General features: G+C 64.3%; 11 protein-coding genes and 2 pseudogenes. 1 reads left to right on the top strand and 12 read right to left on the bottom strand.

What is annotated here, in order from left to right:
* Nucleotides 1-4 precede the first annotated feature (4 nt).
* The 9 genes from DM480_RS16300 to DM480_RS16340 all read right to left on the bottom strand — a co-directional run bounded on the left by DM480_RS16300 (nucleotide 5) and on the right by DM480_RS16340 (nucleotide 9,001).
* Nucleotides 5-892: a bestrophin family protein gene (locus tag DM480_RS16300; protein ID WP_053556567.1), complete on the bottom strand. Its 888-nt coding sequence runs from the start codon at nucleotides 890-892 to the stop codon at nucleotides 5-7.
* Between the two features lie 31 nt (nucleotides 893-923).
* Nucleotides 924-1,265 (bottom strand): flagellar hook-basal body complex protein FliE, encoded by a 342-nt coding sequence (gene fliE, locus DM480_RS16305; protein WP_007406845.1) that lies wholly within the window; start codon nucleotides 1,263-1,265, stop codon nucleotides 924-926.
* A 45-nt stretch (nucleotides 1,266-1,310) separates the two neighbouring features.
* Nucleotides 1,311-1,685, bottom strand: a complete 375-nt coding sequence (locus tag DM480_RS16310; protein WP_053556566.1) for a hypothetical protein — start codon at nucleotides 1,683-1,685, stop codon at nucleotides 1,311-1,313.
* Complete coding sequence (locus DM480_RS16315) at nucleotides 1,682-2,170, bottom strand: SRPBCC family protein (RefSeq protein WP_084280108.1); 489 nt, start codon at nucleotides 2,168-2,170, stop codon at nucleotides 1,682-1,684. The genes DM480_RS16310 and DM480_RS16315 overlap by 4 nt, the downstream gene beginning before the upstream one ends.
* Nucleotides 2,171-2,223: 53 nt before the next feature.
* Nucleotides 2,224-5,469, bottom strand: a complete 3,246-nt coding sequence (locus DM480_RS16320; RefSeq protein ID WP_115381634.1) for an efflux RND transporter permease subunit — start codon at nucleotides 5,467-5,469, stop codon at nucleotides 2,224-2,226.
* A 3-nt stretch (nucleotides 5,470-5,472) separates the two neighbouring features.
* A complete protein-coding gene (locus DM480_RS16325; RefSeq protein ID WP_004212877.1) occupies nucleotides 5,473-6,651 on the bottom strand; it encodes an efflux RND transporter periplasmic adaptor subunit in 1,179 nt (392 codons plus the stop codon).
* Complete coding sequence (locus tag DM480_RS16330; protein WP_115381636.1) at nucleotides 6,651-7,928, bottom strand: TolC family protein; 1,278 nt, start codon at nucleotides 7,926-7,928, stop codon at nucleotides 6,651-6,653. Before DM480_RS16330 ends, DM480_RS16325 begins: the two co-directional genes overlap by 1 nt.
* Nucleotides 7,929-7,988: 60 nt before the next feature.
* Nucleotides 7,989-8,285, bottom strand: coding sequence for a hypothetical protein (locus tag DM480_RS16335; RefSeq protein WP_115381638.1), 297 nt, complete (start codon nucleotides 8,283-8,285; stop codon nucleotides 7,989-7,991).
* 65 nt (nucleotides 8,286-8,350) lie between these two features.
* Nucleotides 8,351-9,001, bottom strand: a complete 651-nt coding sequence (locus DM480_RS16340; protein ID WP_115381640.1) for a cation transporter — start codon at nucleotides 8,999-9,001, stop codon at nucleotides 8,351-8,353.
* 73 nt (nucleotides 9,002-9,074) lie between these two features.
* Here DM480_RS16340 and DM480_RS16345 point away from each other — a divergent pair, with 73 nt between their 5' ends.
* The gene (locus DM480_RS16345; RefSeq protein WP_115381642.1) at nucleotides 9,075-9,491 is read left to right on the top strand and encodes a MerR family transcriptional regulator; all 417 of its coding nucleotides are present in this window, start codon (nucleotides 9,075-9,077) and stop codon (nucleotides 9,489-9,491) included.
* Between the two features lie 150 nt (nucleotides 9,492-9,641).
* Here DM480_RS16345 and DM480_RS16350 read toward each other — a convergent pair whose 3' ends face one another.
* The 3 genes and pseudogenes from DM480_RS16350 to DM480_RS16360 form a co-directional block, all read right to left on the bottom strand.
* Entirely contained in the window at nucleotides 9,642-10,262 is a 621-nt protein-coding gene (locus DM480_RS16350; RefSeq protein ID WP_232834241.1) for an SIMPL domain-containing protein, read from the bottom strand.
* Between the two features lie 234 nt (nucleotides 10,263-10,496).
* Nucleotides 10,497-11,177, bottom strand: a pseudogene (locus tag DM480_RS16355) (MFS transporter); the annotation flags it as partial.
* Nucleotides 11,165-11,668, bottom strand: a pseudogene (locus DM480_RS16360) (IS21 family transposase); the annotation flags it as partial. The pseudogenes DM480_RS16360 and DM480_RS16355, both read right to left, overlap by 13 nt.
* Between the last annotated feature and the right edge of the window lie 237 nt (nucleotides 11,669-11,905).

Here is an 11,905-nt window from a genome sequence, read left to right on the forward strand (position 1 = left end):
CCCATCACCACAGCACCCCGTGGTCAGGTGTCAGCGGCTCGGGGGCCGGAAGTCCCGCGGTTTGGAGAAGGTCGATCTCGATCGTGCGACACATTGCCGTGAGCGGGACATCGTGGACGCTATTGGCGAACGGATCGGTCAGATCCTCGCCGATGCTCAGCACCGCGAGGAAGACGAGTCCGATCAGCGTCGATCCGATCGGCGTGGCAAGGCCCAGGGATTCGACCAGCGCGATCGGGAGCAGCACGCAGAACACACGCGTGAAGAGGTTCGGGAAGAACCGAAAGCCATTGGGCAGCGGCGTGTTCTTGATCCGCTCCATGCCGCCCTGCGCATTGGCGATGTCGATCAGGACGCGCTCCACAGTTGCCTGCTGGATTTCGGTGATCCGACCTTCCGCGAGCGCGTCGGCGTAAATGCCCGATATGTCCTCCAGGAGCGCGTTGGCAGGGTTCAGGCGGGCGACCGCCATATCGGCGACTTCCGTTCCAGCGACCCGGGCAATCTCTTCATAGGGCGACTGTCGGCGAAGCTGGCAGCGCATCGAGTGCGCAAAGGCGATCTGCCGCAGGATGATGTTGTGCCGCATCTCACTGCCCTCGGGTTCCCCCTTGGTCAGGCTGCGCGTGATCCGGGCCAAGCTGCGCGAGGCATTGATGAGCGCGCCCCAAAGAGTTCGCGCTTCCCACCAGCGTGCATAAGCGGCGTTGGTCCGAAACCCCATGAAGAGCGCGATGGCAGTGCCGAACAGCGCCGTCGGCAAAGGCGGTTCCTTGATCGGGGTCATCATGTGGAATGCCGTCACCGCCACGTCCCACACGAACAGGATCGTGAGAGGCTTCCAAACCTCGACAATAATCTGCTTGAATCGTGGCCTTGTGCCGACAATCATACCAATACCGCCTTAGTTATCTTCGCGATCGTCATCCGATCGGCATGTTCATGATGTCTCGATATGCAGACAGCAGCTTGTTCCGGACTTGCAGCGTCGCCTCGAAAGTAATGGATGCACGGCTCTGGATGAGCGCGACGGTTGCAATGTCGGTGGTTTCGCCCCGTTCATATGCTTCGGTGACGACATCCTCCTGCTCCTGGGTCTCGTTGACCTTCGCCACCACGGCATTGAGGGTGTCGGCAAAGGTTGAGGCTGGAGCGGTCGGCGTCACGCCGGGCGGTGCCGTCGGCTGCGCCTCGCGCAAGGCGCGGCTTCGCGCGATTACTTCGGCGCGAATGGCCATCACATTCGAGATCGACGTGTCAGACATCGTTTCTCTCCCGTTGCGGTGCGACGTGTCGGAAGACATGACGGTTCATCGGGTGCCCTCCCGTTCGCAGGTCCGCGTGCGGCCTTCGCCTTCCACGATGGTGAGCTGCGACCCCTTGAAGGTCGCGGTGGCTGTCTCGCCGACATATTGGAGGCCCTGCGCTGGCGCGGTCAGCGTCATGGGCACGGCGCTGCTGGAGCGCCGCAAATCGATCTGCAGGCCGTTGTCCTTGTAGTCGACGAACAGCGGTTCCCCGTCGGAACAGCGATAGGGATGGCGCCCCATTTCCCCGGTCGCCACGGCGCTGTCGGATGAATGGATTTGCTGCTCCGTTGGCGGGGCTGGCGGCTTGCTTTCCGTGCAAGCCGCCAGCCCGACAACGAGGATGAGGGCGGGCAGTACCCGCTTCAACGGCGTCATCGCGCCTTCCTCCTGTAGCGGGAGGGGACGCGCTGACGATTGATCCCACGGGCAGGCTGACCCACCCGCCAGCGCAGATAGGTCGCAAGTCGATCGTCGGCATCGACCATCAGGGACCGCAGACGACGCAACATCATCGCCGCGAACGGCAAAGACAGCGCCCCGCGCAGCGTGCAGCTATGTGTTAGCCTGGTGCCACCGTCGTCCCCTGCCAGCTCGTACCGCTCTTCGAGCGTGAACAGATAAGGGATGCCGCAGGACCAAGCGAAGGCGTGCGGCTTGTCGAATTGATCGACCAGGGCCGGCGTCCGAATTGGCCGGGTGATGCCCTGGATCGCGAAGGTACATTCCGTCTCGCCAAGCTGGCACGGGTTGTCGAGGAATACGAGCGGACTCCAAGCCCGGCGATGATCCGGATCGGTGATCGCCGACCAGATCCGCAGTGGCCCGCCGTGAAGCATTGAGCTGGTTATGGTGCGAGGCATATCCCCATCTCCCAGAGATGAGCGGGGCGATCGCGGATCGCCCCGCGCACCCATCAGGCCAAGTTGTTCACGAAGGTCTGACCGTGGTCGTCCCCTTCATGCTCCTCATTGTAGTGCTCGGGCTTCTCGATCACTTTCTGCCCGAACCGGGCATAGAGTGTCGGCAGCACGAACAGCGTAAGAAGCGTCGCCGAGATCAGACCGCCGATGACGACCGTCGCCAAAGGCTTTTGAACCTCTGCGCCGGCGCCTTCGCCCAGCGCCATCGGCACGAAGCCGAGGCTGGCGACTAGCGCGGTCATGATGACTGGCCGCAGACGCTGCATTGCGCCGACATGGGCCGCCTCCTCGCGCGATAGCCCCGACCGGATCAGATCCTGGATTGAGCTGACCATGACGAGGCCGTTGAGGACCGCGATGCCCGAGAGGGCGATGAAGCCCACTGCCGCCGAGATCGAGAAGTCCATGCCCCGCAGGAACAGCAACAGGACGCCGCCCACCAGCGCGAAAGGCACGCCGGTGAACACGATCGCGGCGTCGCGGACCGATCCCAACGCCCCGTAGAGGAGCAGCAGGATCAAGATGAAGCAAGCCGGAATGACCAGCTTCAGCCGTTCGCTTGCCGATTGGAGGTTCTCGAACTGGCCGCCCCATTCGAGATAGGTGCCGGCAGGCAGCCGGAGTTGGCTGCCGATCGCCGCCTGCGCATCCGCCACGACGGATCCGACGTCGCGGCCACGCACGTTGGCTTGCACCACCACGCGCCGCTTGCCGTTCTCGCGGCTGATCTGGTTCGGACCATCGACCACCTTGATCTCGGCGACGCTGGACAGCGGTACATAGCCGCCGCCTGCCACCGGCACCTGCACCTGTTGGAGCAGGCCGATGTCGGCACGCTGCGCCTCCGACAGGCGGATCACCACGGGGAAGCGACGGTCGCCCTCGAAGATCTGGCCCGATGTTCGCCCGCCGATCGTCGCAGTCACGGTGTCCTGCACATCCTGAGCCGTAACGCCCAACCGCGCCATCGCGTCGCGGTTGACGCGAATGTCGAGCATGGGAAGACCGGTCGTCTGCTCCACCTTCACGTCCGCTGCGCCTTGCGTTCTGCGCAGCACCGCCGCGATTTGCTCGGCCGTCCGGTTCATCTGGTTGAAGTCGTCCCCGAACACCTTCACCGCGATGTCGCCGCGCACGCCGGCGATCAGCTCGTTGAAGCGCATCTGGATGGGCTGGGTGATCTCGTAGGCATTTCCCGGAATCTTCGCGAGATTACCCTCGATCCGGCTGACCAGCTCCTCCTTGGGAAGCTCAGGATCCGGCCAATCCTTGCGCGGCTTCAGGATGACGAACATGTCGGTCGCGTTCGGCGGCATCGGGTCGGCCGCCAGCTCGGCGGTGCCCGTCTTGGAATAGACGAATTGCACCTCCGGCTGCTTCGACATCATCCGCTCGATCGGCACCTGCATCGCCTGGCTCTGCTGGACCGACGTTGCCGGAATGCGGAGCGACTGGATCAGCAAATCGCCTTCGTCGAGCTGCGGCAGGAACACCGAGCCGAGCGTAGTGAAAGCAAGCGCCGCCACCACAAGGCTTCCCACACCCGCACCGATCGTCAGCGTCGGGCGCTTCATGGCCCGGTCGAGACCGGGTTCGTAGCGCTTCTTCAGCCACGTGATGATGCGGCCGTCCTTCTCCTCGACCTTCTTCGACAGCCAGATCGCAATCATCGCCGGCACGAAGGTGAGAGAGAGGATGAAGGCGAAGGCGAGCGCGATGATGACGGTCAGCGCCATCGGTCCGAACGTTTTACCCTCCACGCCGGTCAGCGTGAGCAGCGGTACGTAGACGAGGATGATGATTGCCTGCCCGTACACAGAGGGACGGATCATCTCACGCGCAGCGGCTGCCACGGTCGCGAGCCGTTCCTTGACGCTGAGCAATCGGCCTTCATGATGCTGTTGCTCGGCAAGCCGGCGCAGCGCGTTTTCGACAATGATGACGGCGCCGTCGACGATCAGACCGAAGTCCAAAGCCCCAAGGCTCATCAGATTGGCCGAGACCCCAGCGCGCAGCATACCAAAGCCTGTCAGCATCATGGTGATCGGGATGACCAACGCCGCGATCAGGGCCGCACGGAAGTTGCCGAGCAGCAGGAAGAGCACGACGATGACCAGCACCGCGCCTTCGGACAGGTTTTTCGCGACCGTCTTGATCGTCGAATTGACCAGCTCGGTGCGGTTCAGCACCGGCTGAATTACGACGTCAGGAGGCAGCGAAGCGTTGATCGTCTTCAGTTTCTCAGCGACCGCGGTCGACACGATGCGGCTGTTCTCGCCGATCCGCATGATCGCCGTGCCGACAACGACTTCGGTACCGTTCTCCGATGCCGAACCCATGCGGATCGCCTGACCCGTCTTCACAGTCGCAACTTGTTCGACCGTGATCGGCACGCCGTTACGTGTCGCGATCACGGTCCTGGCCAACTCGCTGGCATTGCGAACGAGCGCATCCGAGCGAACAGCCAGACCTTCGCCATTGCGATTGACGAAGCCACCGCCGACGCTGGTGTTATTGCGCTCCAGCGCATTTCCCAGGTCCGTCAGCGTGATGCCGAGCGAGGCCAGCTTCTGCACGTCGGGCACGACGAGGAACTGCTTGGCGTAACCGCCAATCGAGTCGACACCGGCGAGGCCCGGTGTGGTCTTCAGAAGCGGCGTCACGATCCAGTCCTGCGCGGTGCGCAGGTAGGTCGCCTTGTCCTCTTCGGTCGTCAGTCGCTCGCCCTCTGGCGTGATGTAGCTGCCATCGGGCTGTTGGCCCGGTTCACCGGGCTTGTGCTTGTCGTCCTCGCGATGATCGAGACGAACGGTGTACATGTACACCTCGCCCAGGCCTGTCGCGATCGGACCCATTTCAGGGTTCACGCCGTCGGGCAGATTCTCTTGCACGCCCCGCAGACGCTCGCCCACCTGCTGGCGGGCGAAATAGATGTCCGTCGCGTCCGAAAAGACCGCCGTGATCTGCGCGAAGCCGTTGCGGCTCAACGAGCGCGTATATTCCAGGCCGGGGGTGCCGGCGAGCGCGGTTTCGATTGGAAACGACACCTGCTTCTCGACCAGCTCGGGCGAGAGGGCAGGCGCGCGGACGTTGATCTGGACCTGATTGTTGGTGATGTCCGGCACCGCGTCGATCGGTAGCCGGTAGAGGGAAAAGGCGCCGATGGCGGCGACGATGACGGTGAGGAGCAGGACTAGCCAGCGCTTCTCGACCGCCCAGGTTACGATACGGGCGATCATGGCTTAATCCTCGTGGCTCGCTTCGCCCTTGCCGATCTCGGCCTTGAGCGTGAAACTTCCGGTGGTGGCGATCTGTTCGTTGCCGGTCAGGCCCGACCGGACGATCACCGTGTCGCCCGACGCATCGCCGAGCTGGACCGGGGTCGCCTTGAAGCCGGTGGGCGTGCGCACGAACACGACCGACTTGCCCTCGAAACTCTGGACCGCCGTCGTCGGCACGCGGACCGCCCCGCTCCCGCCGCTGCCCGTGAGCTGCACGGCTGCCGTCACAGGCTCGCCGACCCGCCATTCGCCACCGCGATTGTCGAGGGTGGCGAGCGCAGGCACGAGCCGCGTCTGCGGATCAAGCGCCGGCGACACGAAGGTCACGCGGGCGGTCGCCTGACGGCCTGCCGCCTTCACCAGCACCGTATTGCCGGGACGCACCCGGCCCGCATCCTCGGGCTTGAGATTAAGCGCGATCGACACCTGGCTCAGGTTGGCGATGCGATAGAGTTCGGCATCCGCCGCGACCGTTTGTCCCAGCGTCACGGGGCGCGCAATGATCTGGCCCGAGATCGGCGCGGCAATGCCGAGCCGGTTGAGCCCGCCGCCGCCGACACCCGCCGCCGAAACCATGCTCTGCGCCTGCGTCAGGGCGATCCGCGCCTCCGTCGCCGCTGTGCGGGCGGCGATCAGATCCTGTTCAGGGGAGACTCTCTGCGCGAACAGCCGCTGTTCGCGCGCGAGGTTCGAATTAGCGAGCTGAAGCCGCGCCCGCGCCGCCTCGACCTCGCCCTTGATCTGCGCCGCCTCGCGGCTTTCGATGACCGCAATGGTCTGGCCGCGTCCGACCGATTGGCCGAGGTTACGGGTGAGCGCGACCACGCGTCCCGCAATTGCGGCCGAGACGACCTGCGTTCCCTGTGGGTCGCCCTCGATGATCGCGGGCAGCTCGATCGTCCCGGCCCCGCCGATGATCGGCCGTCCGACCTGGACGCCCGCTGTGGCGATCTGGTCGGCACCCAATGTGACGACGCCTTCACCGGCATGACCGCCTTCAGCACCGCCCTTTTCCGTGCCCGCTGCCGTCTCATTGGCAGCTGCGCCTTCGGCAGTTGCCTCGTTTCCGCCATCCTTGCCGCCGCAGGCAGCCAAGAGCAGGGCGAGCGACGCCGCGCCCGCGAGATAAAAGCTCTTCATCACTGATTCCCCCCATTGGGCGCACGAGCGGTCAGTCGCTCCACTTGCGCGCGGGCATTCTGGTAATTGGCAAGCGCGTCGATCGCGGCGACCCGCGTTTCGGCGAGCGTGCGTTCAGCATCGAGCAATTCGAGCTGGCCGAACTTGCCCTCGCGATAGCCGATCCGCGCGATGCGGGCGGCCTCCTGTGCAGCCGCCAGCGCCGGCCCCGACGCCGCACGAGCCGTCGTTGCGGCATTGGCCGCCTGCGCCTGCGCGTCCGTGATCGCCTGTTCGATGTCGAGCGCGGTCACGCGGCGCTGCGCATCCGCCTGGGTCCGCTGCGCGGTCGCCTGCGCAATCGCGGCGCGACCATTGTTGAACACCGGGATCGGGATCGACACGCTGAACACCGCCGCCATGTCGTTGGTCGCTTCCAGGCGGCGGATCGACGGCCCGACGTTCAGGTCAGGCACGCGATTGGCGCGCGCGAGCCGCACGCCGGCTTCGGCAATGGAGAAATCCGCGTTGGCTGCCGCCAGCGCGAGTGTGCCGGTCGTGTTGACCGGTGCCAACGGCCCATAGACGTTCACACCGGGAAGGCGATCGAGCAGCGTGTCATCGAGCAGGCCGTCGATCGGCCGTCCGATCCGACGCGCCAGATTGGCGCGGGCCGCCTCGGCCAAGCGAAGCTGCCGCTCCACATTGGCGTCGGCATTGATACGCGCGACATCCGCGCGCTGTTGCTCGAGTGGCGATGCCCGCCCTGCCTGCACGCGAACGCCCGCGGCCCGCAGCGCATCGCTGGCGATCCGGGCCTGATCGCGGGCTGTCATTACCCGGCGATCGGCCGCGACCGCTTCGACATAGAGCTGCGTTACCTGAAGCCGGACATCCGCCGCGATGATCGCGGCCTGGATCTCGGCCCGGGACAATTGCGCATTGGCGACCGCGACGCGGGCGCCGCGCTTGCCGCCTAGCTCGATCGGGATCGCAAAGCCGACCGTGGTTTCCGCGCTGCGGACCCCCCGATACGGCCCGGAGCCGATGACATTCTCGACTTGGCCTTGAACCACCGGATTGGGCCGCAAGCCGGCGACTGTGCGACCTGCACGGGCCGCGTCGATTCCAGCTGTCGCCGCTTCCGCAGCAGGGGCCGAACCGCCCGCTGCACTGACCGCTTGGTCAAGCGTGTAGACCGGCGCATCCTGCGCAACAGGCGCGGACGGTCCGACCTGCGCCTGCGCCATCGTGGCGCAAGACGCTGCGGCCAGCATGGCCGCGAGGATACGATTCATGAAAATAGGACTCCTGACGATGATCGACAGGGGCGCGCCAACGCACGCCCAAATCGGACGTCAGGCTTGGGGGGGTCTCAAATGGACCATGCCGGTGCGGCCATCGAGCGACGCAGAGGCGGAGATAGTTGGTTTGGGCGTCGTGAGGACGTGGGTATATTCCATCGTCGTGCGCGCAGGCGCACCAACGTCATGCCCGTGGCAATAATTGTGATGGTGGGGGACGTTCTTGTCCGAATCCGATGGCACTTGATCGATGTCGCCATCGGTATGGATTGTGAACTCGACGCCCGCGATGCTCCCCCCCGCCAGATCGGCGGCGTGAGCCATGCCGGAGAAACTGGTGAGGACCAGCATCAGGCATGTCAGGAGAGGCAAAAAGGCTCGCACGAACCCGCCCTTACCACGGAGAGGTTTCCATGTCATTGCAATAACTCGCGAGCCGGTGCCTTCGCGGCATGCCATGCCGGCCAGGCTTCCCGAAGCACGCGCCATGCCGAGCGCAGGAAGATCACGGCGATCAATCCGCCGACGATGATGTCCGGCCAAGCCGAGCCGGTCAGGCCGACCAATCCGGCAGCCGCGAGAACCCCGACGTTCGACGCGACATCATTGCGCGAGCACTCGAACGTGCTCGACATGTTCACATTCTCGCGGCGGAAGCGCCAAAGCAGCGCGAGGCAGATCAGGTTCGCAACCAGCGCGGCGCTGCCGACCCCGAGCATCAAGCCCGATGCCGGAGGAACGCCGTTCGCAATCTTGTCAGCGATCTCGAAAATGACCGCGACGCCGAAAGCCAGGATGATGCCACCCTTCGCCAGCGCCGCACCCGCTTCCCAGCGCGCGCCTCGATGCAATGCATAGAGACTGAGCGCATAGACCACCGCGTCGCCGAACATGTCGACCGAATCCGCCATCAAGGCAGAGGAACGCGCGACGACGCCGCCACCAAACTCGACCACGAACATCGCGAGATTGATGAGCATCACGATGATGAGCACGCGGCGCTGCTCGGCCTTGCGACCAAGTTCCGCGATCGTGTCGCGTTTCGATGAGCAACAAGCGTCTGCCATTATCGAAGCTCGATTCGTGGATCAGACGCCCTATATGAACCCTCATCCTACTAGAGGGTCAAGAGGTTGAGCGATGAAAATCGGTGAGATCGCAAAGCGCACCGGGTTGAAGATCGAGACGGTCCGTTTCTACGAGGCCGAAGGGCTGGTTCCCGCTCCCATCCGTAGCGGTGGCAACTATCGACTCTATGATCGCTCGCACCTTGATCGTCTGTCGTTCATCAAACGCTCGCGTGATCTGGGTTTCACCCTGGATCAGGTTCGTGCGCTCCTGCGGCTTTCAGATGATCCGCGCGGTTCCTGTGCCGAGGCCGACCAAATTGCTGCGGTCCACATCGCGGAAATCGATCGCAAGCTGGCCGACCTTACAGCGTTGAGAACGGAAATCGCTCAGTGGGGTGACACCTGCAACGCCAGCATCGTTGCCGAATGCAAGGTTATCGACGCCCTGTCGTTGAGTCCTGGTGTCAAAACCGTCCGGGGCTGTTGAAAAATGCGCGCTGGTAGCCGGTCCGGTTGAGGGCGAAATGAAACCCCAAGGTTTCTCGATCCCGTCCCGATTGGGATGGTGAAGAGAGAATGTAGTCGGCTTCTCAAAACCTATGTCTAAGGGTGCTGGTGATATCCGAACGACTGTTGGTCACTTCGGCGCGAGCGCGAAATCGACCCGCGCCGCGACCACGCCGTTGTTCGTGCCGGCCATGACGGGCGGGGCGGCGCTCTGCATCGCGACCACGGGCGGCGGTGCTACGGGCATCGCCGTCATATCGCCGGCCTGCGGTAATTCGCCGCCAGTGCCGCCATCCCGGATCGAAAGCACCCGCACGATATGCAGCCCGGCCGCGGCGGCATATGCGTCCGCTTTCGCGCGTGCGGTTTTGTAGGCATTTCCGTAGCCGGTGAGGTTCGCCTTTTCCGGATCGGCGACCGACAGGTCGGGGCCGGACACGATGTTGGCACCGGCGTTAGTGACGGCGGCGATCGCCGCGCCTACTTTGCCGGTGTCGCGCATCCGAACGGTGACGCTGTTGGCGACCTCGTACTGTCCCTTGTTCGCGCCCCAAGTGATGCGGTTCACCGACAGATTGCGAGTTTGGATATCCCGTTGGGCGACGCCTAACTTTGCCAGTGCCTGCGTGATCGCGGTCATGGTGCGAGCGTTCCGTTCGGACGCGCCGCGGGCATCCGCGGCGATGCTCGACAAGCCGGCGGTGAACAGCGCCTGGTCAGGCGTCGCCTCGGTGCGGCCGGTGCCCGTCACCGACAACAGCGTCTCGCCCGGCTGAAGGCCGATCGGATCGGGGGTGGCGTTGCAAGCGCCGAGACCAGCGCATAGCGGCGCGACCCAGATCAGACTCCTCATCCGCGTTCTTCCTTCTCGTTCTCTACCTGGAAGACACGTCTATCGATACGGTCGAGGTTTTCCCATTGGGATGCTAATTTTGGGACAACGAAAGGTCAGCCCAGGATAGGTGTTCCTATAACTACGCCATCCTCAAGCTGAAGCTTTTGCCACTGCCGCTCTCGCGCATAGTGGTACAAGGCAGAGTAGAGCCGCCAGCATCCAGAAAGCGGCCGTTAGGCCGGTATGCCCCGCGACGAAACCGATCGCAGCCGGACCTGCCAGGATGCCGGCGTAGCCAACCGTCGTAATCGAGGCGACGGCAAGCTCAGGCGGCATCGCGTTCTGTGCGCCAGCCTGGCGAAACAATACCGGCACCGTGTTCGATGCACCAAGTCCGATCAACATCAGACCCAACATGGCGACCACGGCAACCGGTGCGAGCAGCATGATCCCGTAGCCCATGAGCGCCAGCAAGCCGCCCCAAAACATGGTCTGACGATCACCAATTCGAGCCACCACCCGATCGCCGGTGAGCCGCCCTGCGGTCATCGCAATAGCGAAGACACTATATCCAAGGCCCGCTTGATCGGGTGCCAGCAATCCCTTGCCGGCAAGGAGCAGCGCACCCCAGTCGAGAATAGCCCCCTCCGTCAGGAAGGTAATCGCGGCGAGTAGCGCCAGGAGAACCACAATACCGCGCGGCACGACGAAAAGCGGCGCTTGTTCGGCACGCGGCGTAACGATGAACCGTGATGCGGCAAATGCCAGTGCGGCAAGCATCAGTGCGGTCGCAACGAGTGTTCCGGCGAGCGCGCTTAGGCGCGCAGATACATCGTCCGCGACGCGCACAGCTGGACAAGCGCGACCTTCACGCGCATCGGCTTGCCCGAGATCTCGACGTCCTCGTGGCTCCAGTCGAACTGGTAAGCCTCGCCCGGCCGGAATAGCAGCGGGATGAACGCCGGCGCATTCATTACGTCGCGACGCCGCGCCTGCCGCCAGCGCGCCGCATAACGGCGCACCGCATCATACGAGCCGTCGAACCCCTCGCGTAGCAGCAGGTCGTGGATACGGGTGAGGCGCAGCTTCTCCCGCCGCGGCCGTGCCTCATCTTCCTCCAGCAACGCGTCCAGTCGCGATTGAAACGGCCCCAGCTTCGGCAGCGGCTGTACCTCCCGCCGATACCCCATGTCCGCCTCCGGCGCCCGGATCGCCTTGCGCACCACCTTGCGCGACAGGTGCAGGTCCCGCGCTATCGCCTTGATGGCCTTCCCCGACGCGTGCTCGCGCCGGATCCTCAACACCGTCTCCAATACCAGCATCCCGATCTCGCCGCCTGACACACCGCCAAGCGAACAGCCTAGACCAACGGGATGAGGGGTCCCTTTTCGACGCCGATCACCCCGCTACCGGGGTCCCTTTTCCACGCCGATCCACACCCGAAATTTCGCTCGAAATGCGGTTGCCCATCACCGGCCACCGCTCTTTGCCCAGCCGCAGACTACCGACTGGCAGGTGAACGGACGACCGCTTTCGGGAGCGCTATTACCGCGATTGAA

Origin of the sequence: Sphingomonas sp. FARSPH, from assembly GCF_003355005.1 — a bacterium.
Classification (GTDB): Bacteria; Pseudomonadota; Alphaproteobacteria; order Sphingomonadales; family Sphingomonadaceae; genus Sphingomonas.